Source organism: Microbacterium candidum (assembly GCF_030315975.1).
GTDB classification, from domain to species: Bacteria; Actinomycetota; Actinomycetes; order Actinomycetales; family Microbacteriaceae; genus Microbacterium; species Microbacterium candidum.
This window is the reverse complement of sequence record NZ_JASXSZ010000005.1, coordinates 76,428-97,555: the sequence shown is the minus strand read 5'-3', so window position 1 is coordinate 97,555 and position 21,128 is coordinate 76,428. Positions and strand designations below refer to the sequence as shown.

General features: G+C 70.3%; 18 protein-coding genes. 10 read left to right on the top strand and 8 right to left on the bottom strand.

Translation table 11 applies throughout. The annotated features are described in order from the left end of the window. The first annotated feature begins 1 nt into the window (after position 1). The 7 genes from QSV35_RS15015 (at position 2) to QSV35_RS14985 (ending at position 7,793) form a co-directional block, all read left to right on the top strand. The gene (locus QSV35_RS15015) at positions 2-1,192 is read left to right on the top strand and encodes an ROK family transcriptional regulator (RefSeq protein WP_286289616.1); all 1,191 of its coding nucleotides are present in this window, start codon (positions 2-4) and stop codon (positions 1,190-1,192) included. 9 nt (positions 1,193-1,201) lie between these two features. Then, complete coding sequence (locus QSV35_RS15010; RefSeq protein ID WP_286289615.1) at positions 1,202-2,266, top strand: sugar ABC transporter substrate-binding protein; 1,065 nt, start codon at positions 1,202-1,204, stop codon at positions 2,264-2,266. After that, positions 2,263-3,171: an ATP-binding cassette domain-containing protein gene (locus tag QSV35_RS15005; RefSeq protein ID WP_286289614.1), complete on the top strand. Its 909-nt coding sequence runs from the start codon at positions 2,263-2,265 to the stop codon at positions 3,169-3,171. Before QSV35_RS15010 ends, QSV35_RS15005 begins: the two co-directional genes overlap by 4 nt. Before the next feature lie 29 nt (positions 3,172-3,200). Beyond that, complete coding sequence (locus QSV35_RS15000) at positions 3,201-4,397, top strand: sugar ABC transporter permease (RefSeq protein ID WP_286289886.1); 1,197 nt, start codon at positions 3,201-3,203, stop codon at positions 4,395-4,397. Positions 4,398-4,587: 190 nt separating this feature from the next. Beyond that, a complete protein-coding gene (locus tag QSV35_RS14995) occupies positions 4,588-5,664 on the top strand; it encodes a sugar ABC transporter substrate-binding protein (RefSeq protein ID WP_286289613.1) in 1,077 nt (358 codons plus the stop codon). Between the two features lie 75 nt (positions 5,665-5,739). Then, a complete protein-coding gene (locus tag QSV35_RS14990) occupies positions 5,740-6,525 on the top strand; it encodes an ATP-binding cassette domain-containing protein (protein ID WP_286289612.1) in 786 nt (261 codons plus the stop codon). Next, positions 6,522-7,793: a sugar ABC transporter permease gene (locus tag QSV35_RS14985; RefSeq protein WP_286289611.1), complete on the top strand. Its 1,272-nt coding sequence runs from the start codon at positions 6,522-6,524 to the stop codon at positions 7,791-7,793. Before QSV35_RS14990 ends, QSV35_RS14985 begins: the two co-directional genes overlap by 4 nt. 49 nt (positions 7,794-7,842) lie before the next feature. Here the strand turns inward: QSV35_RS14985 and QSV35_RS14980 are convergent, their stop codons facing one another. From QSV35_RS14980 to QSV35_RS14965, 4 genes are read right to left on the bottom strand one after another with little or no spacing between them, the layout of a single operon-like run. Further along, the gene (locus QSV35_RS14980; RefSeq protein ID WP_286289610.1) at positions 7,843-9,348 is read right to left on the bottom strand and encodes an ATP-dependent DNA ligase; all 1,506 of its coding nucleotides are present in this window, start codon (positions 9,346-9,348) and stop codon (positions 7,843-7,845) included. 42 nt (positions 9,349-9,390) lie between these two features. Then, entirely contained in the window at positions 9,391-10,173 is a 783-nt protein-coding gene (locus QSV35_RS14975) for a class I SAM-dependent methyltransferase (RefSeq protein ID WP_286289609.1), read from the bottom strand. Continuing rightward, on the bottom strand, positions 10,170-11,033 hold the full coding sequence (locus QSV35_RS14970) for an LLM class flavin-dependent oxidoreductase (RefSeq protein ID WP_286289608.1): 864 nt from the start codon (positions 11,031-11,033) through the stop codon (positions 10,170-10,172). Before QSV35_RS14970 ends, QSV35_RS14975 begins: the two co-directional genes overlap by 4 nt. A 4-nt stretch (positions 11,034-11,037) precedes the next feature. Then, positions 11,038-11,805 carry an LLM class flavin-dependent oxidoreductase gene (locus tag QSV35_RS14965; protein ID WP_286289607.1) on the bottom strand — a complete coding sequence of 256 codons (768 nt, stop codon included), beginning with the start codon at positions 11,803-11,805 and terminating at the stop codon, positions 11,038-11,040. Positions 11,806-11,910: 105 nt separating this feature from the next. Between QSV35_RS14965 and QSV35_RS14960 the strand changes: the two genes are divergently transcribed. Next, positions 11,911-12,357 (top strand): DUF805 domain-containing protein, encoded by a 447-nt coding sequence (locus QSV35_RS14960; RefSeq protein ID WP_286289606.1) that lies wholly within the window; start codon positions 11,911-11,913, stop codon positions 12,355-12,357. A gap of 54 nt (positions 12,358-12,411) precedes the next feature. Here QSV35_RS14960 and QSV35_RS14955 read toward each other — a convergent pair whose 3' ends face one another. Further along, the gene (locus tag QSV35_RS14955) at positions 12,412-14,958 is read right to left on the bottom strand and encodes an ATP-dependent Clp protease ATP-binding subunit (RefSeq protein WP_286289605.1); all 2,547 of its coding nucleotides are present in this window, start codon (positions 14,956-14,958) and stop codon (positions 12,412-12,414) included. 114 nt (positions 14,959-15,072) lie between these two features. Between QSV35_RS14955 and QSV35_RS14950 the strand changes: the two genes are divergently transcribed. Further along, entirely contained in the window at positions 15,073-15,441 is a 369-nt protein-coding gene (locus tag QSV35_RS14950) for a VOC family protein (protein WP_286289884.1), read from the top strand. 8 nt (positions 15,442-15,449) lie between these two features. Here QSV35_RS14950 and nhaA read toward each other — a convergent pair whose 3' ends face one another. Next, the gene (gene nhaA, locus QSV35_RS14945; RefSeq protein WP_286289604.1) at positions 15,450-17,240 is read right to left on the bottom strand and encodes a Na+/H+ antiporter NhaA; all 1,791 of its coding nucleotides are present in this window, start codon (positions 17,238-17,240) and stop codon (positions 15,450-15,452) included. Between the two features lie 24 nt (positions 17,241-17,264). On the opposite strand from nhaA, the gene QSV35_RS14940 reads away from it, so the two are divergent. Then, positions 17,265-20,117 (top strand): aminotransferase, encoded by a 2,853-nt coding sequence (locus QSV35_RS14940; RefSeq protein ID WP_286289603.1) that lies wholly within the window; start codon positions 17,265-17,267, stop codon positions 20,115-20,117. Positions 20,118-20,197: 80 nt separating this feature from the next. Here the strand turns inward: QSV35_RS14940 and QSV35_RS14935 are convergent, their stop codons facing one another. Next, positions 20,198-20,659, bottom strand: coding sequence for a DUF3817 domain-containing protein (locus tag QSV35_RS14935; RefSeq protein WP_286289602.1), 462 nt, complete (start codon positions 20,657-20,659; stop codon positions 20,198-20,200). 51 nt (positions 20,660-20,710) lie between these two features. Further along, positions 20,711-21,127 (bottom strand): MarR family winged helix-turn-helix transcriptional regulator, encoded by a 417-nt coding sequence (locus tag QSV35_RS14930; protein ID WP_286289601.1) that lies wholly within the window; start codon positions 21,125-21,127, stop codon positions 20,711-20,713. Position 21,128 lies beyond the last annotated feature (1 nt).

Below are 21,128 nucleotides of genomic sequence, written 5' to 3'. Positions count from 1 at the left end.
TGTGGCACGCGGGAACACCCCGCCCGGCTCGCAGTCGTCCCTGCGCGAAGCCAACCGGGCACGACTGGTCGAGTCGTTGAAGCGTCATGGGCGCCTGACGCAGGTCGAGCTCGCCGGCAGCACGGGCCTCTCCCCGGCGACGGTGTCGAACATCGTCAAGGAGCTGACCGCGACGGGGCTCCTCCACACCACCACGATCACGTCGCGCAACGGCCGCCGCGCGACCCTCGTCTCGCTCGCCCGCCAGCTGGGTCTCGTCGCGGGCGTCCACTACAGCTCGCGGCAGCTGCACATCGCGATCGCGGATGCCACGCGCACCATCGTCACGCAGAGCTCGCTGCCCCTGCCCATCGATCACCGCCACGATGCCGAGCTCGATCGGCTGAGCCTGCTCCTCGGCGACATGATGGAGTCCCTCGGCGGCACCGTGAACGACCTCCTCGCCGTGGGCCTCGGCCTGCCTGCGCCCATCGACCCGAACACCGGGATGGTGTCGACGCCGGGTCTGCTGCGCGGCTGGGAGGGCGTCGACATCGCCGAGAGCCTCACGGCCCGCGTCGGCCGTCCGGTGTTCGTCGACAGCGAGGCGAACCTCGGCGGCCTCGCCGAGGCGCGTGACGGTGCCGCCCGCGGTGCCGCGTCGGCCGTGTTCATCCGCGTCGGCCACACGATCGGTGCGGGCCTCGTGGTCGACGGCGACCTCTTCCGCGGCGTCAACGGCAAGGCGGGCCAGATCGGCCACGTCACGATCGACGAGAACGGCCCGATCTGCCGGTGCAGCAACCGCGGCTGCCTCGAGACGTACGCGGCGGGCCCCGCGCTCCTCTCCCTCTTCCCTCCCGGCGAAGGGATGCAGCGCCTGTCCGACCTCATCCAGGCCGCCGACTCCGGCGACGGCCGGTCGCACCGCGTCATCGCCGACGCCGGCCGGCACATCGGGATCGCCGCCGCGAGCCTGTGCAACCTGTTCGACCCCGAGCTCATCGTCATGGGCGGTGAGCTCGCGCAGGCCGGCGAGATCCTCATGGCGCCGATGCGGCATTCGCTCGAGCGCACGGCGCTCGCCTCGACCGGCGGACTCCCCGAGATCGTCGCCTCGACGTTCGGCGAATGGGCGGAGACGCGCGGCGCGATCGCGATGGCGCTCGACCACGTGACCGTCGATGCCGACGTCATGCCGGCCACCGCGTAGCCTCGTAGGATGCCGATTCGCAGACGAGCCATGATGGCGTTCGCCGCCGTCGCGCTGGCCGTCGCCACACTGTCGGGGGTGCTCACGGGATGCGGCGCGCAGTCGCAGACAGACGGCACGATCGCGCTGCTGCTGCCCGAGGCGAAGACGGCCAGGTACGAGACGTTCGACCGGCCCCTGTTCGAGAAGCGCGTCGCGCAGCTCGGTCACTACTCGGTGCTGTACTCGAATGCGGATCAGGATGCGGCGGCTCAGAAGCAGCAGGCGGAATCGGCGCTCGCCGCGGGTGCCCAGGTGCTCGTCCTCGACCCGGTGGACTCCAAGGCGGCGGCCAGCATCGTGAGCTCGGCCCGCGCGCAGAACGTTCCGGTGATCTCCTACGACCGCCTCATCTCGGGCGGCGGCCTCGCGTACTACGTGTCGTTCGACAACGAGAAGGTCGGGAAGCTGCAGGCCACCGCACTCGTCGAGGCGCTTCGCGCCGCAGGAAAGCCGGTCGGCGGCATCCTCATGGTCAACGGATCGCCGACCGACAGCAACGCGGCGCTGTTTCGCAGGGGCGCGCACAGCGTGATCGACACGAGCGGACTCACGGTGCTCAACGAATACGACACCCCTGACTGGAGCCCGGACAAGGCGCAGGACTGGGTGGCCGGACAGATCGCCCAGTACGGCAGCCGCATCGCCGGCGTCTACGCGGCGAACGACGGCGTCGCGGGCGGCGCGATCGCGGCGTTCAAGGCGGCGGGGATCACGCAGCCCCCGTTCGTCACGGGCCAGGATGCGGAGCTGACCGCCGTCCAGCGAATAGTCGTGGGCGACCAGTACATGACGGTGTACAAGGCGATCCAGCCGGAGGCGTATCGCGCGGCTGAGGCCGCCGTCGACCTCATCAAGGGCAAGAAGATCACCGCACCGTCGACGACAGCCGGCGTCCCCACGACTCTGCTGAACCCCGTCGCCGTCCGCGTCGACGACATCGAGTCGACGATCATCGCCGACGGGTTCTGGAAGGCGTCGGACATCTGCACGCCGGCCTACGCGGACGCGTGCGCGAAGGCCGGGATCAGATGAGCGCGGCGCAGCCCCGGCGCTCCCGCGAGCGCGTGCTCACGATGACCGGCATCGGCAAGCGCTTCGGCGCCGTCAAGGCCCTCACCGACGTCGACTTCTGGGTCAACGAGGGCGAGGTCGTCGCCCTCGTCGGCGACAACGGCGCCGGGAAGTCGACGCTCGTGAAGGTCCTCGCCGGCGTCCACCCGCCCGATGCCGGGACGATCGAGTTCGACGGCGGCGTCGTCGAGATCGGCTCTCCCGCGGATGCGCAGGAGCTCGGCATCGCGACGGTCTTCCAGGATCTCGCGCTGTGCGACAACCTCGACGTCGTCGCGAATCTGTGGCTCGGTCGCGAGATGCTCGAGGGGCGCCTGCTCGACGAGGTGGAAATGGAGCAGCGCACCTGGACCCTTCTGCGCGAGCTGTCCGCCCGCATCCCCTCGGTGCGGACACCCGTCGCGTCCCTGTCCGGCGGGCAGCGGCAGACCGTCGCCATCGCGCGGTCGCTCATCGGCGATCCGCGCGTCGTCATCCTCGACGAGCCCACCGCCGCGCTTGGCGTCGCCCAGACGGCCGAGGTGCTGAACCTCATCGAGACGCTTCGCGAGCGCGGGCACGGCGTCATCCTGATCAGCCACAACATGGCGGACGTCCTCGCCGTCGCGGACCGCGTCGTCGTGCTGCGCCTCGGCCGCAACAACGGCGTCTACAACGTCGTCGACGTGACGAGCGAGACGCTCATCGCCGCGATCACGGGGGCCATGGATCACTCGCACGTGCAGAGACCGATGACTCCCCCGGCTGGGACGCCGCCCTCGGCGCCTTCCTCGTCGCCTGCCGCGACCACGACGCCGACTCCCCCGAACGTCATCGACCTGCCGAAGGCCGGCTCCCGCCGCCGCGGCACGAGGGGCGACGCATGACCGGCCCGATCGAGACGCAGGACGAGCGGATGCTGAGCGCCGGGGCTCTGCGCCGCGGCGTGGACGTCGTCGTCGCCCGCGTGCGCGGCGGCGACCTCGGCTCGCTGCCGGTCGTCGTCGGGCTCGTCCTGATCTGGACGATCTTCCAGACACTGAACCCCGTGTTCCTCTCCAGCCGCAACCTCGTGAACCTCACGATGCAGTGCGCCGCGATCGGGACGATCGCGCTCGGGGTCGTGCTCGTCCTGCTCGTCGGGGAGATCGACCTGTCGGTCGGCTCCGTGTCGGGACTCGCCGCGGCGATCCTCGCGGTCACGCTCGTCGAGTGGCGCTGGAACACCGTGCTCGCGATCCTCGCCGCGATGGCGGCGGGGCTCCTCGTCGGGCTCCTCTACGGCTTCCTGTACACGAAGTTCGGGCTGCCGAGCTTCGTCATCACGCTCGCAGGGCTCCTCGGCTTCCTCGGCCTGCAGCTGCAGGTCCTCGGCGGCACGGGATCGATCAACCTTCCGTTCGACTCATGGATCGTGCAGTTCGCGCAGCAGATGTTCCTGCCGGGGTGGGCCTCGTACGCGGCCGCCGCGCTCACCGCCGCGGCGTACGGATGGGTGCTCCTTCGGCGCGCGCGCCGGCGGCTGGCCGCCAACCTCGACAGTCAGAGCCCGCTCGTGATCGGTCTGCGCACCGGGGGGCTCCTCGTGTTCCTCGAGGCCGTGGCGTGGTACCTGAACCTGTCGCGCGGGGTCGGGCTCATGTTCCTGTTCTTCCTGCTGCTGGTCGTCGCGACCAACATCGCCCTGACCCGGACCCGGTGGGGACGCGCGGTGTACGCGGTGGGCGGCTCGGAGGAGGCGGCGCGGCGCGCCGGCATCCGCGTGCGCAGGATCTACTACTCCGTCTTCGCGCTGTGCTCGATGTTCGCCGCAGTCGGCGGCATCCTCGCCGCCGCGTGGCTGGGGTCCGCGAACCAGAGCTCCGGCGGCGGAGACACGAACCTCAACGCCATCGCCGCGGCCGTCATCGGCGGGACGAGCCTGTTCGGCGGACGCGGCTCCGCGTTCTCGGCACTGCTCGGAATCATCGTCATCCAGTCCGTGTCCTCGGGCCTCACGCTTCTGAATCTGGACTCGTCCGTCCGCTTCATGGTGACCGGCGTCGTGCTCGCTCTCGCCGTCATCGTGGACGCGCTCTCACGCAAGACCCGGGCCGCCACCGGCCGCGCCTGACGCGTTTCTCCCGGTGGGAGGCGGTTCTCGCCGACCGCTCGATACGTTCACGCGTCGAACGCTGATCCGCCGTTGCCAAAGCGTTACGTTCAAGACTTGACGCCAGCATTCCGCCGGGCAGATGATCGCTTCGAGCAATGAAGCGAACCCCGACTCTGGGGGCCAGCGGTTCAATGATGAAAGGCGAAAGATGAAGAAGCGTTCCTTCCTCGCCGTGGCTGCACTTGTCGGTGCCGCCGCGGTCATGCTGTCCGGGTGTTCCGGCGGGGGGACCCCCACGTCGACGGCATCCGGTGCGGCCGCCGGCAAGCGCGCATGTGTGATCCTTCCCGACTCGGCGTCGTCGCCGCGCTGGGAGAGCTTCGACCGCAAGTACCTGAACGACGGCCTCTCGGCTGCCGGCTTCACCGCCGACATCCAGAACGCCCAGGGCGACACGAGCAAGTACGCCACCCTCGGCGACCAGGAGCTCACCAAGGGCTGCGGCGTGATGATCCTCGTCGACTACAACGGTGCCGCAGTGGGCGTCGCCTCGAAGGCGAAGGCGCAGCACATCCCGGTCGTCGCGTACGACCGTCCGTTCAAGGGCGCGGACTACTACGTCTCGTTCGACAACGCGAAGGTCGGCGCGCTCGAGGGCCAGTCGATCGTCGACGGGCTGAAGGCGCTCGGCAAGGACCCGGCGACGGCCAAGGTCGTCTACATGGGCGGCGACCCGACCGACGGCAACGCGAAGATGTTCCACGACGGAGCTGTCTCGGCGATGCAGGCCGGCGGCATCCAGTCTCCTGCGGCGGAGCCGCCGGGGGTCTGGGACCAGTCGAAGTCGGCCACCAACTTCCAGCAGGCGCTGACGGCGCTCGGTGGCAAGGTGGATGCGGTGTGGGTCGCCAACGACACCAACGCCGCGGGTGTCATCTCGGTCCTGAAGAACAGCTACAAGGCCGGCCAGGTGCCGGTCTCGGGCCAGGACGCGAGCGTCGCGGGTCTGCAGAACGTCCTCCTCGGCTGGCAGACCGCCACGGTCTACAAGCCGGTCAAGGAAGAGGCCAACGCGGCTGTGGTCGTCGCGGTCGCGCTTCTGAAGGCGCAGAAGCCCACCGCCGATCAGAAGCTGGCCGACGGCACGCCTTACGTCGCGGTCGTTCCGACGCTGGTCGGTCCGGACAAGGTTGAGACGGTCGTCACGGCCGGCGACGCCTCCGCCTCGGACATCTGCAACACCGCCGAGCTGCAGGCCGCCTGCACGAAGTACGGCGTCAAGTAACACGCGCCAGGAGTGAGGGCGTCGCGCCATCCGGTGCGGCGCCCTCGCCCGCGCACCCGAAGCAGGGAAGCGAGCATGCCAGAACCCATCATCGAACTCGTGGGCGTGAAGAAGTCGTTCGGCCCGGTCAGCGTCCTCAAGGGCGTCGACCTCAGCGTCCACCCCGGCCGTGTCACCGCTCTCGTCGGCGACAACGGCGCCGGCAAGTCCACCCTCATCAAGGGACTGGCCGGCGTCCAGCCCTACGACGAGGGCGAGGTGCGCATCGACGGTGTGCACCACGACCTCCACACCCCCCGCGAGGCCGCCGGCCTCGGCATCGAGGTCGTGTACCAGGATCTCGCGCTGGCCGACAATCTCGACATCGTCCAGAACATGTTCCTCGGACGTGAGGAGCTGCGCGCGGGCACCTTCGACGAAGGCCGCATGGAGAAGGAGGCGTCCGACACGCTGCGGTCGCTGTCGGTGCGGACGGTGAAGTCCATCCGGCAGAAGGTCTCCTCGCTGTCCGGAGGTCAGCGCCAGACCGTCGCGATCGCCCGCGCGGTGCTGAAGAAGGCACGGGTCGTCATCCTCGACGAGCCGACCGCCGCACTCGGCGTCGCGCAGACCGAGCAGGTGCTGAACCTCGTCAAGCGCCTGTCCGAGCAGGGCGTGGCCGTGGTCCTCATCTCCCACAACCTCGCGGACGTGTTCGAAGTCGCCGACGACATCGCGGTCCTGTACCTCGGTCAGATGGTCGTCCAGATCGACACGAAGGACACGACGCGCGACGACATCGTCGGGTACATCACCGGAACCAAGACGACGGTCCCGCACGTCGGGACTGCCAACATCGCCATGGAAGGGGGCGCAGCATGAGCGACGTCCAGCGCACCGTCGCCGCACCCGACCCGGTGGCCGGCGACCTCATCGGCTCCGGCGTCGAAGGCGGCCTGCGCGAGCAGATCGACGCGTGGTGGCAACGGGTCCGTGGAGGTGAGATGGGCGCCCTGCCCGCCATCGGCGGTCTCGTGGTGCTCACCATCCTGTTCTCGATCCTGAGCCCGTACTTCTTCACAGCGATCAACCTGGCGAACCTCGTGAACCAGTCGGCGAGCCTCGTCGTCCTCGGCATGGCGCTCGTCTTCGTGCTGCTGCTCGGCGAGATCGACCTGTCGGCGGGTGTCACAGGCGGTGTCGGCGTTGCGATCTTCGTCGTGCTGAACGACGTCGTCCACATGCCGTGGTTCCTCGCGCTGCTGCTCGGCTTCGGGTTCGGCATCGCGACCGGCGCCTTGATCGGCTTCTTCGTGGCGCGCGTCGGCATCCCGTCGTTCGTCGTCACGTTGGGTCTCTTCCTCGGCTATCAGGGCCTCGCCCTGATCGTGATCGGAAGCGGCGGCCTGTACCAGCTGCAGGTGCCGGCGATCAGCGCGATCCAGAACAGCAACCTGCCGGTCTGGGCCGGTTGGGCGCTGCTGGTGATCGTGATCGGCATCTCCGCAGCCACGTCGTTCTGGGATCGCTCGCGCCGCACCCGCGCCGGTGTGCCGAACCGCGCGATCCAGCTCGTGTGGATCAAGCTCGCCGTGATCGCGGTGATAGGCGGGATCGCGGTCTACTTCCTGAACCTCGACCGCTCGCAGACGCTCTTCCCGGTCCAGGGCGTGCCGATGATCGTCCCGATCGTCCTCGCACTCCTGTGGATCGGCACGTTCGTCCTGGACCGCACCAAGTTCGGCCGCTACCTGTACGCGACCGGCGGCAACACGGAGGCGGCTCGCCGCTCCGGCGTCAAGGTGCGGTGGGTGAAGTGGTCGGCGTTCGTGGTGTGTTCCACGCTCGCCGTCTTCTCGCAGCTGCTCGACGTCGCCCGCATCGGCAACGTGGATGCGGCCGCCGGACGCGACATCGTGCTGAGCGGTGTGGCGGCAGCGGTCGTCGGCGGCGTCAGCCTCTTCGGCGGACGCGGTCGCCTCATCCACGCGGCTCTCGGCGCCCTGGTGATCGCCGCGATCACCAACGGCCTGGGCCTGCTGAACCTGCCGTCCGGCATCAACCTGCTCGTCACGGGCGGCGTGCTGATCCTGGCGGCGACCGTGGACGCCCTGTCGCGTCTGCGCTCGGGTGGAGGTTCCCGCACCTGAGGTCGTTGCGACCGAAGGGAGGCCCGTCGCTCACGCGACGGGCCTCTCGTCATCTCAGCAGCGCCTGCAGGGTCTGGATGGTGTCGGCCTCGGCCGCCGTCTTGTCCGGGCGGTAGCGCTTGACGCGCGCGAAGCGCAGGGCGATGCCGCCGGGATATCGCGGCGAGCGCTGCACGCCGTCGATCGCGATCTCGACGACGGTCGTCGGCTCGACATGGACCGCATAGGACGTGCGGCGCGTCTCCATCTGCGGGAAGTAGTCGGTCTGCCAACGCAGCAGCTCGTCCGTCAGGCCCTTGAAGGTCTTGCCGACCATGACGAACTCGCCCGTCTCGGGGTCGCGCGCGCCGAGGTGCAGGTTCGACAGCATCCCGGTCCGCCGCCCCGATCCCCACTCGACCGCGAGCACGACGAGGTCGTAGGTGAGCACCGGCTTCACCTTGATCCACGCGCTCCCGCGCCGACCGGCGGCATACGGTGCGTCGATCGCCTTGACGACGACCCCTTCGTGCCCTGCCGCGAGCGCAGCGCGGGAGAACTCCTCGGCTTCGGAAGCGTCGGCGGTGAGGATGCCGGGGATGACGTGCTCCCCAGCGATGCGCTCCAGCTCGGCCCGTCGCACGCGCAGCGGCTCGTCGACGAGGTCGCGCCCGTCCGCGTGGAGGATGTCGAAGAACCACGGCCGCAGGACGAGGTCGCGCTCGGCGTCCGCCCCGAAGCGCGCCATCGTGTCCTGGAAGGCGCGTGGGCCGCCGTCCTCGTCGAGCGCGAGCGTCTCGCCGTCGAGGATCACGTCGGCGGCCGGGAGGCCGCGGACGACCGCGACGATCTCCGGCACGCGATGCGTGATGTCCGTGAGGTTCCGGGTGAACACCCGCACGTCGTCCCCGTGCCGATGCACCTGGATGCGGGCCCCATCCAGCTTGTACTCGACCGAGCTCTCGCCCGCCTGGGCGACGGCGTCGGCGACGGATGCCGCGGTGCCGGCGAGCATCGGCAGCACCGGTCGCCCGACACGCAGGCCGACCTCGTCGAGCTCCTCCTCCGTGCCGGTGAGGGCGACGACCGCGGTCTCCCCCAGGTCGCCGGAGAGCATCGCGGCGCGACGCACGGTCGCAGCCGGCCGGCCCGCCGCCCGGGCGATCGCCTCGAGAAGCGCGCCCTCCAGCGCGCCCGTGCGCAACTCACCCAGGATGACGCGGGCGAGGAAATCCCACTCGGGCTCGGTCGCGGCCGCCGCGAGCGAACGCAGCCTGGTCTCGCGCACGCCCGCGGATCCGGGCCCGCCTGCGGCGGCGAGCTCATCGAGCGCCGCATCCACCTCAGCGATCGTCAGGCTCGCGGCATCCGCGTGCTCGACCTCGACGCCGAAGACACCGCGCCAGCCGACGCCGAGCCGCCCCTGACGCGGACTCGCGGTCAGGAACCCGACCGCGATCGCGATCTCGCGCGGCTCGAGCCGCGCGAGCAGCCCCGCGAGCGCGTCGATCTTCGCAAGGCGCGACCGCGTGGCCGCGACCTCCGAGACGGTGGCGACGACCTCCGCGAGCAGCATGGATGCAGTCTGCCAGCGACCTCCGACATCGACGTCTGCGTCTCAGCGAGCCGTCCCGACGGCGATGATCGCGGTGCTCGGCAGGTGCAGGATGCCCTCTGGGGCGAGGTCTGCGGTGCGGCGGCCGTACGCGGCTCGCATCGCATCACGGCGATCGACGTCTTGCGCGGCATAGGTGAGACCGATCGTGGCGATGCCGCCTTCGACCGCTCCCCAGAGGTCGGTCGGAGAGATGTCGAACGACCACGAGACGGATCCCGCACGCACGTGGCTGAGCCCCGCTTCCGCCAGAATCCCCGCCAGCCCGACGGGGCTGCGTTCGTAGTCGAGCTCGGGAGCGAGGCGCTGCCCGGTGAGAGGCACGGCGTCGGCATCGCAGATGACGCCGTTCCAGAGCTCGCCCATCGCACTGGGCCCCGACGGCCAGATGCTGACCCCGACCGCCCCGCTCGACAGGCGCGCCAGTTCGCGCACCGCCGATCGCGGGTCGGCGACGTGGTTGACCACGAAGTTCGCCGTGACGACGTCGAAGGATGCGTCCGCGAACGCGAGCGACGGCAGCTCGCCGATCGAGAACGTCAGGCCCGGGTGCCGAACAGACGCGAGCGCGACCATCGACGGCGCCGCATCCACTCCGGTGACGTCATAGCCGCGGTCGCGCGCCGCCTCCGCGAGATCTCCAGTACCCGACCCCGCATCCAGCAGACTCCCGGCGGGTACGCGCCGCGCCACCGCATCCAGCATGGGCGCGATGGCCCCCGCGCACAGCCGGCCGAACGAGTCCGCATACGCCTCAGCCGTGTCGGCCCATTCGCCGGCCTTCACGCGATGAGCCGCGCCACGGCGCCGGCGTCGCGGAAGAACGATGCCGGCTCCGCGTCACGCGTGGGAAGCAGGACGACCGCGTCCACGCCCGCGTCGATGAACGCCTGCGCGCCGTGCGCGACGTCCTCGACCGAGCCGGTGAGCGACCGTTCGTCGACATCGGCGGGCGGCTCGTCGCCGAACGCGACGCGAGCCCGGGCCGCCGCATCCGCCCCGAAGGCGGTCTGCACGTACGCGACGATGTCGGGCGAGCCGGCTCGCGCGCCCCACCCGGAGCGCACGGCGTCCACGGCACGAGCGATCTCGTCCACGGTGTGCCTGCTGTCGAGCACCACGCCGTCGGCGACCTCGCCTGCCAGCGCCAGCGTCTTCGGCCCCTCCGCTGCGGCGTAGACGAGCGGCGGAACTGCGGGCGGCCAGCCCAGCGACACGTCGGACAGCGAGACATACCGCCCCGAGACCGAGACGGTCTCCCCCGCGAGCAGCGATCGCAGCGCCGGGACGTACTCGCGCATGAGCGTCAGGGGCGACGCGACGCGGGCTCCGATCTGCCCCATCCAGGACTGCACACCATGGCCGATGCCGGGCAGGAGCCGTCCGGGGAAGAGCCGCTCGACGGTCGCGATCTCCATCGCGCTCGTGGCGACGTTGCGCATCGGCATCGGAGAGATGCCGATGCCCACACGCAAGGACGACGTCGCTGCCAGAGCTGCGGTCACCGCGGCATACGCCGAGTGGACGAAGCAGTCCTCCCACAGCCACAGTTCGCCGAGCCCGGCCTCCTCGGCCGCGCGCGCGGCGGCGGGGAGGTCCTCGGGCGGATACCAGTGCGGGACGAAGATCGCGCCGATGCGTGCCATGGGGCTAGTCCACCATTCCCGCTGCGCGATCGACGAACGCCGCATAGTCCTCGACGGCGTCCGAAGCGACGATCGCGCGCAGCACGACCTCGTCGACGGCGTCCACGTACTGCGGGATGCGGGTGTCCGCGGTATCGGGATCCAGCACCGTGTCCGCCGCTGAGATGGCGAGCCGTGCGAAGTTCGCCGCGTACTTCGGGTACGACGCGTAGCGCGCGACCTCGACGTCGAGCGCTGGGCGGGCCGCCGCATCCAGAGCCGTCCGCACGTACAGCGCGACGTGCGCGGCGGGCTCCAGCGCATGCGCCTCGGCGGACTGCGCCGCGGCGATGGATGGCGTCAGCCAGCTGAGGAGCGGCCCCTGCCCGGCGGTGGCTGCGACCGCGCGCATCTTCGGGCCGAGCGCCCCCACGAGGACCTGCGCGTCGGTCTGCTCGCGCAGCAGCTCGGCCGCATCCCGCACCCGCGCGAGCGCGCCGACCGACGTCTGCCCGGAACCGATGCCGAGCACGAGCCGGTCCTGCGGGATATCCCCGACGGCCGCCGCGATCGACTCCGCCGGCCGGCGGTCGACCGCCAGCACACCGGTCGCGAGGGTCAGCCGCGAGGTCACCCGTGCGGCAGCGGCCAGAGCGATGAGCGCGTCGCCGCCGGGCGTGTCGTTCACCCACAGCGCGTGGAATCCCGCGGCTTCGACGGTGGGGGCGATGCGGGCGATCGCATCGGGGCCGAGCAGCCCCGCGACGCCGATGGAGAGCCGTGGATGCGTCATGGTTCGAGCATGCCCCATCGGCGACCCTCACGGCGAGGGACGCTCAATTCCCGGCTTGGCGGCGCGCACCCGCCAGAATGAAGCCATTCCACCAAGGAGGCCCCGATGACCAGTCCCGCAGTGCCCCTCGACCAGCCCCTGTACAACGCCACCTTCGGGCAGGCGGTCGGCCGCTTCTGGCGCAAGTACGCCACCTTCAGCGGACGCGCCAGCCGGAGCGAGTACTGGTGGGCCTACCTGTTCAACGTCATCATCGGAGTGGTCCTGTGGACGTTCGCGCTCATCTTCGGACTGTCCGGCGCGTCCGTCGACCAGGCGACCGGCAAGCTCGTGTACGGTCCCGGTTTCGTGCCCGTGATGATCATCGCCGTGCTGTGGTCGTTGGCGATCCTCATCCCCGGTCTCGCCGTCACATGGCGACGGTTCCACGACACGAACAAGTCGGGCGCGTTCTGGTTCCTGGCGTTCATCCCGGTGGTCGGCGAGATCATCGTCATCGTCCTGCTGGTACTCGACAAGGATCCGGCGGGCGTGCGCTTCGACAAGCGGTGAATGCCCGCACGCGAAGGCGGGGCGTCCCGAAGGAACGCCCCGCCTTCGTGTGTCTCACGCGGCTGCGGCGAGAGTCGTCGAAACAACCCGCAGGCTGCCGGCGGACGCATCCACCGTCACCGTCCCGCCGTCGGCCAGCTCGCCCGACACGAACAGGTCGGCGATGCGGTCGTCGACCTCGCGCTGGATGAGCCGGCGCAGCGGACGCGCCCCGTACTCGGGCTCGTATCCGTGCTCGGCGAGCCAGTCGATCGCCGCGTCGGACACCGTGAACGCGACCTCGCGGACCGCGAGACGGGATGCCGTGGCCTGCAGCTGCAGTCCGACGATGTCGCGAAGCTGGGCCTTCTCGAGCTTGCGGAACAGCACGATCTCGTCGATGCGGTTGAGGAACTCGGGCCGCATGGCCTCGCGCAGGCGTCCCATGACGCGGTTGCGCAGGTCCTCCTCCTCATAGGAGGAGCCGCTCGTCGTGAACCCGATCGCGCCGGAGCGCGAGGCCAGGTACTCCGAACCCAGGTTCGAGGTCATCACGACGATCGTGTTGCGGAAGTCGACCGTGCGGCCCTGTCCGTCGGTCAGGCGCCCGTCGTCCAGCACCTGCAGCAGCAGGTTGAAGACATCCGGGTGGGCCTTCTCGATCTCGTCGAAGAGGACGACCGAGTACGGGTTGCGGCGTACGCGCTCGGTGAGCTGCCCGGCCTCGTCGTAGCCGACGTATCCGGGAGGGGCGCCGACGAGGCGCGACACGGTGTGGCGCTCGCCGAACTCGCTCATGTCGAAGCGGATCACGGCGTCCTCGTCGGAGAAGACGGATGCCGCGAGCGCCTTCGCGAGCTCGGTCTTGCCGACGCCGGTCGGGCCGAGGAAGAGGAACGATCCGATCGGCCGGCGCGCGTCGCCCATGCCGGTGCGGTTGCGCCGGACGGACTTCGCGACCGCCTCCACCGCGTCGTCCTGGCCGATGACGCGTCCGTGCAGCTCCTCGCCGAGCGACGCGAGGCGCGCACGCTCGGTCGCGGTCAGGCGCGACACCGGGATGCCGGTGGCCCGGCTGATCACCGCAGCGATCTCGGGCTCGTCCACGACCGCTGCTCCGTTCCCCGAGCCTGTCGAGGGGTTGCCGGCGGCCGCCGCATCCTCGATCTCCCGCTGCACCTCGGCGATGCGGTCGCGCACGGCCGACGCCTCCTCGTAGTGCTCGGCGGCGACGGCGGAGTTCTTCTCCGCCTCGAGGTCGGCGAGGCGCTGCATGAGCTTCGACACGTCGATCTTCGCGCCGAGGCGGAGGCGCAGCCGGGCGCCGGCCTGGTCGATGAGATCGATCGCCTTGTCCGGCAGCACGCGCTCGGTGACGTACCGGTCGCTGAGCTCGACGGCGGCGCGCAGCGCCGCGTCGGTGTAGGTCACGCCGTGGTGCTCCTCGTACGCGGGGCGCAGGCCCTGCAGGATGAGCACGGCGTCGGCGATCGACGGCTCGCCGACGCGCACCGGCTGGAACCGGCGCTCCAGCGCCGGGTCCTTCTCGATCGTGCGGTACTCCTTGAGGGTCGTCGCGCCCACGAGGTGCAGGTCGCCACGGGCCAGGCGCGGCTTCAGGATGTTGCCCGCATCCATCGCCCCCTCGCCTCCGGCGCCCGCGCCGACCACCGTGTGGACCTCGTCGACGAAGGCGATGATGTCGCCCGAGGCTCCCGCGATCTCGTCCATGGTCTTGGTGAGGCGCTCCTCGAAGTCGCCGCGGTAGCGGGCGCCCGCGAGCATCGCCGGCAGGTCGAGCACGAGGACGCGCTTGTCACGCAGCTGCGCCGGAACCTCGTCCGCGACGATCGCCCGCGCGAGGCCCTCCACGATCGCGGTCTTGCCGACGCCGGCCTCGCCGACGAGCACCGGGTTGTTCTTGGTGCGGCGGCTGAGGATCTCGATCGTCTGCTCGATCTCGTCGACCCGGCCGATGACCGGGTCGAGCTTTCCGTCGCGCGCAAGCGCGGTGAGGTCGGTCGCGTACGTGTCGAGCATCGGGGTGGTGGATGCCGGAGCCCCCTCGGCCTCGGGGTCCGCTGCGGGCGTCCCCGTGGGCATCTGCTCGCGCATCCCCTGCGTCAGCGCCTCCGCCGTCACGCCCGCGTGCGCGAGCACCTGGCCCGCGGGGGCGTCCTGGCCGAGGACGAGCGCGAAGAAGACGTGCTCGGGCTCGATGTAGGTGGAGCCGGACGAGCGCGCAACCTGGTACGCGTGGAACAGCGCACGCGACGCGCTCGGAGTGATGGTCGCGGCATCCACGTTCGCGGCACCGCTCGTCGCGGGCAGGCGCGATTCGGCCGCTGCGACGATGCGCATGGGGTCGACGCCGATGCGGCGCACCGCCTGCGCGACGGTCTCGTCCTCGACCAGCACGCGCAGGATGTGCAGCGCGTCGAGCTCGGTCTGGCCGCGTTCGAGCGCGAACCGGCCGGCGCGCTGCAGGATCGCCTGCGTGCGCGTGGTCAGGAATCGGGTGAGGTCGATCGAGCGCGCCTCTCGGGCCTGCTCGCCCGCGAGATAGCGGGCGAGGAAGTCGTCGAACGCACTGTTTCCCTCGGCGGGGAAGTCTTCGGGCACGGGTTCCTCCTGAAACTTGAGCGTGCTTCTGTCAAGTTCAACCACCGCATCTGCGAGGTATTCCCGAGCCGTGTCGGACCCCCTCCCTAGCGTGGAGACATGACACAGACAGCGATGGACTGGCGCATCGAGTTGATCTTCGTTCCGGTGAGCGATGTGGATGTCGCGAAGGAGTTCTACACGCGGATCGGGTTCAACCCCGATCACGACCAGACGCCGTTCCCCGGTCTGCGGTTCGTGCAGATGACGCCTCCCGGATCGGCGTGCTCGATCGCCTTCGGCACCGGGCTCGGGATCGATCTCGCACCCGGGCAGCAGAACACGATCCAGGTCGTCGTGCCGGACGCCGACGAAGCGCTCGCGCACCTGCAGGGTCTCGGCGTCGACGCCGACGGCGTGGACGATCAGGCATGGGGCCGCTTCGTCACGTTCCGTGACCCCGACGGCAACCGCTGGACGCTGCAGCAGCTCGTGCCGCGCTGACTCGGCTGCTACCGCCGCACGGTGTCGCGCGACGCCTCGAGCGCCCGGATGAGCGTCGCCGAGTCGTAAGGGCCGATATGCCGCTTCTCGCCGATGAAGAACGTCGGCGTCGAGTGCAGGTCCATGAGCTGAGCGTCGAAGCGGTCGTCTTCGACGCGTCGCGCGGCTTCCGGCGAACGCAGATCCGCGATGAACTTCTCGACGTCCATGCCCAGCTCGTTCGCGTATCGGCAGAAGTCGTCGGTCTCCAGGTGGTCCTGCGAAGAGAAGAGCACCGGCCCGTAGTCGAAGAACCGTCCCTGCATGGCCGCGGCCTCGGCGGCGACGGCCGCGGCCGTCGCGTGCGGGTGGACCTGATCGAGCGGCAGATGGCGGTAGACCCATCTCAACTGGTCGCCGAAGTGGGCGAGTACGGCATCGATCGATCCCGTCGCGCGACTGCAGAACGGGCACTCGAAGTCGGCGTACTCGACGATCGTCAGCGGTGCGTCGACGGGCCCGCGAATGTGGTCGCGCTCGGGGTCGACCGGGCGGTTGAGGCGCGCACCGACGACCATCGGGGGCCGCACCCGGTCGCCGACCTTGAGGAGCACCCACCCGAGCAGGAAGGCGAGGACGGATGCGGCGAGCACGCCGACGCGGGCGAGGTCCTGCGTGTGCGGGTCGGCGATCGCGACGGGCACGAGGAAGAGGGCGATCGTGAAGCCGATGCCGGAGAGCGCTGCTCCCCCGGCGATGCGGTTCATGCCGAGTCCTGGTGCCAGTTCGCCGACGCCGAGGCGCCGCAGGAGCGCCGTCATCCCCGTGATGCCCACGAACTTGCCGACGACGAGCGCCACGATGACGCCCCACGTGACGGGTGAGGTCGCCGCATCCAGCATCGTCGCGGCATCCAGCCGCACGCCGGCGTTCGCGAGCGCGAAGATCGGGAGCACGCCGAGCGCGATGTACGGGCGCCACGCGGCGTCGACGCGCTCGTTGATCGACAGGGAGTCGCGGACGCTCCGCGCGACCGCCGCCGCGTAGTAGACATTCGGCGACTCGCGGAACTGCTGGGTGAGCTCGGCTGCGCGCTCGACGTCGCGCCGTCGTGGCGGGAAGACGGGGATGAGGAGCGCGACGGCGACGCCCGCGAGCGTCGGGTGGACCCCGGCGAGGAGGACGAGCACCCACAGTGCGACGCCGAGGAGCGTGTACGAGATGCCGCGCCCGGCCGGCAGGAACCGCACCAGGGCGATGAGCACCATGCACACGCCGGCGAAGGTGAGCGGGATGACCTGGATGCCAGTGCTGTAGAAGAAGGCGATGACAGCGAGCGCGCCGATGTCGTCGACGACGGCGAGGGTCAGGAGGAACGTCCTCAGGCGTGCCGGGAACGCCGGCGCGATGAGGGCGAGCGCCCCGATGAGGAACGCGGTGTCGGTGGAGATGACGACGCCCCACGCATGGGACTCGCCGGTGCTCGCGGTGATCGCGGCGAAGAGGAGTGCCGGCACGATGAGCCCCGCGACGGCCGCCGCCGCAGGCAGCACCGCGCGCCGCGGAGAGGTGAGCTCGCCGATCGTGAACTCGCGTTTCACCTCGAGCCCCACGAGGAAGAAGAAGAACGTCATCAGTCCTTCGTTGACGAGCGCGTGGACCGTGAAGGTCCAGCTCACGTCGGCGATCCCGATGGTCAGCGGCATGTCCCAGAACTCGGTGTAGGTGGGCCCGGGGAGGTTCGCCCAGACGAGGGCCACCGCGACGGCGCAGAGCATCAGGCCCGCGGAGAGTCGGTCTCCGCGTCGCTTGTGGGACATGTGCGCATGCTACAGACTTCCAGGGTGCCCGAGACCGTATCGCTCGTTCAATCCCCGCCCCCCGAGGTCTCCCTCGACGAAGCCGGGCGGATCGCCGGCGGACTGTTCGGGGTCACCGGCGCCGTCCGGTCGCTCGGCAGCAACCAGGACCTCAACTTCGTCATCCACGACGGCCACGTCGATCGGCTTCTGAAGATCGCGAACCCGGCGACACCGGCGACCGAGCTCGAGGCGCAGTCGCGGGCAGCCGCGCTCATCGCCGAGCGAACCGACGTCCGGGTGCCGCTGCCGCACGTCTTCGCGGACGGCACGAGCGTGCGTCCGGTCCCCCTCGGCGGCGAGACCGCGCACGCGCGACTCCTCGACTTCCTTCCCGGGCGCACCCTCTCCGGCAACCGATATCTCTCCCCCGCCGCCGTGCGCGCGATCGGCCGGCTCGCCGCATCCGTCGATCTCGCGCTCGCCGACTTCGACGATCCGGGAGCCGACCGCGTCAACCAGTGGGACCTGCGGCACGCGATGTCCGCACTCGAGACGCTGCTGCCGTCGGTCGCCGACGAGGTGCTGCGGGCGCGGCTCTCGGTGGTCGCGGCGGAGGCGTGGGCGGCTGTCTCGGCGCGCGCGGCCGAGCTGCCCGTGAAGGTCATCCACGGCGATCTCACCGACGACAACGTGGTAAGTTCGGACGGGCGGATCCCCGACGGGGTGATCGATCTCGGCGACCTCGGCCGCACATGGCGTGTGGGCGAGCTCGCGATCACGCTGTCGTCGCTGCTGCACCATGACGGCGTCGATCTCACCACCGCGGTCGAGGCGGTCGCCGCCTATCACGCTCTCCTGCCGCTGGTGGATGCCGAGCTCGACGTGCTGTGGCCGCTCGTCGCGTTGCGCGCGGCGGTGCTGGTCGCGAGCGCGCACCACGTCCTCTCCACCGATCCGGGCAACGAGTACGCGGCCGAGAATCTCGCCCACGAGGAGCTCATCCTCGAGGCCGCCGTCTCGCTGCCGATGCCTGTCGCGACCGAGCTCGTGCGTGGCGCAGCCGGAGAGCCCGGGGCGGCGCTCGCGACACCGTCAGGGCGCCTGATCCGACGTCGATACACGCCTGGTCTCGTCGACTTCTCGGTCACGAGCCCGTCGCTCGACGAGGGGTGGTGGCTGGACGAGGATGCCGAGGCATCCATCCTGCGCGCCGCGAAGGCGGAGCACTCCTTTGCATCCTCGATCGCGACGAGGTTCGGCGAGCCGCGTCTGACGCGCTCCCGCCCCTACGCGCAGGAGGCTCCCGAGAACGTCCCGCTCGGGCTCGACCTCGTCGTGTCCGAGCACGTTCCTCTGCAGGCGCCGTGGGACGGCGTGGTCGAGGCATCCGGCGACCTCGTCGGGAACGGACTGCGGCTCCGGATCATGGGCGCCACGGGCGTGGCCGCCGGACCCGTGCGCGAGGGCGAGGTGTTCGCGCGCGTCGCCGACCATGCGACGATCTCACTGGTCGCGGACGGCATCGCGGTTCCGACGTTCACGACCGCGGCGCTGGCGCCGGCGTGGCGGCCGTTCGTCGCGGATCCGTCGCCGCTGTTCGGACTGCCGCCGGCGATGATCCACAGCGGCGATGCGGCCTGGCTCCTCGAGAAGCGCGAGCAGCACGTCGCCGAGGTGCAGGAGCACTACTTCACCGACCCGCCCATCATGGAGCGGGGCTGGCGCGAACTGCTCGTCGACGCCGACGGACGTGTCTACGTCGACGCGCTCAACAACGTGACCTCGATCGGCCACGCCCATCCGTGGATCGTCGAGGCGATCCGTCGGCAGTGGAGCCTCCTCAACACGAACTCCCGGTTCCATTACCCGGCGATCGCCGACTTCGCCGAGCGCCTCGCGGATCTGCTTCCGGACGGCCTCGACCAGGTGTTCCTCGTCAACAGCGGGTCCGAGGCGGTGGACCTCGCGCTGCGGCTCGCGCAGGCGCACACGGGGCAGCGCGACATCCTCGCCGTCCGCGAGGCGTACCACGGCTGGACGTATCTCACCGATGCCGTGTCGACCTCCGTCGCCGACAACCCGAACGCGCTCGAGACGCGGCCCGAATGGGTGCACACGGTGGATGCGCCGGTGTCGTCGCGCACGGACGACCCCTCGCGATACGCGGTGGATGCGGTCGCCGAGGTCGAGCGGCTGGCTGCCGGGGGCACGCCCGCCGGCGCCTTCCTCGCCGAGACCCTGTACGGCAACGCGGGCGGGGTGGCGCTGCCCGACGGATACCTGGATGCCGTGTACACGGCGGTGCGCGCACACGGCGGCGTCGCGGTCGCCGACGAGGTGCAGGTCGGCTACGGCCGGCTCGGCCACTGGTTCTGGGGCTTCGAGCAGCAGGGCGTCGTGCCCGACATCGTCGCCGTCGCGAAGGCGATGGGCAACGGGCATCCCCTCGGCGCGGTCATCACGACGCGCGAGATCGCGGAGTCGTACCGCACCCAGGGGTACTTCTTCTCGTCCGCGGGCGGCTCACCGGTGTCCTCGGTCGTCGGGCACGCCGTGCTCGACATCATCGAGTCCGAGGGGCTGCAGGAGAACGCCGCGGTCGTCGGGACGTATCTCAAGGAGCGCCTCGAGGAGCTCGGCTCGCGGCATCCCCTGCTCGCCGCCGTCAACGGCTTCGGGTTCTATCTCGGGCCGGAGTTCGTCCGCGAGAACGGGACGCCCGCGACCGAAGAGACGGCAGCGATCTGCGACCGGATGCGGCGGCTCGGCGTCCTCATCCAGCCGACCGGCGACCACCAGAACATCCTCAAGGTCAAACCGCCGATGGTCTTCTCCCGCGCGAGCGCGGATGCGTTCGTCGAGGCTCTCGAGCGGGTGCTCACCACCGGTTGGTGACGAAGCAAGCCCGCCCGAAACGGCCCGCCCTCCCGATCGAGGCGATCGGGAGGGCGGGCCGTTTCGTCAGTTCGCGCCGCTCACTTGCCGCCGGGCGGACCGATGATCAGCAGCACGGTGAACAGCACGACGATCGCGGCGAGGATCAGCAGACCGAGCACCCACGGACGACGGAGAAACCACCGCATCCAGGTGTCGTACCAGACAGCATCGCGGGGATCGTCGGTCTGCTCGAGGCGCCAATCGCCCTCGAGGCGGTGCGAACGATGGAGCCACAGCTCGGTCGGGATCGTCGCGAAGGGGATGATGGCGCTGACGATCGCGACGACGGCGGGCCAAGCGCCCCAGCGCTGGTTCATCGCGACGAGGATCGCCGTCGCGCCGTAGGACAGGAAGATGAAGCCGTGGATGCCGCCCGCGATGGTGACGACGAGCGCATTTCCGGTCGCGGCGCGGAGGATGAGCGCGGAGATCAGCAGCGCCCACGTGATCGCCTCGGCGACCGAGAGCGCACGGAAGAGGGTGAGGGGTTTCTGGAACACACCTTCAGCATATCTGAAGGGATTCAGCGCTCCTGAAGGATGGCTGGGTGCTCACGCTCCGAACGGCTGCTCGTGGAGGCCCTCGAGTGCGTTGGTGAGCTGGGGTGCGCCCGACGCGAACGCCTGATCGAGCGCCGCGAGCCGCTTCTCCGCCTCCGCCAGAATGCGCTCGCCCTTGTCGGTCACGCGGAGGTCCGAGGCCGAGCCGGCGTGCGCGTTCGCGTCGTGGACGAGTGAGTCGTCCTGCAGCGCCCGCACGGCGGTGTGAGCCGTCTGGACCGTGATCTGCGATCGGCGAGCGAGGTCGCTGAACGAGATGCCGGGAGTGGCATGGATGTGCGCGAGGAGACCGTACTTGCGGGTCGTGAGACCGAGGTCCTTGAGGGCGGCGCCGAGCCGCGCGTCCCAGATGGCGGAGACCGTCAGCAGCGCGATCACGGGGCCGTTGGATTCGGGCTGGCGAGGCATG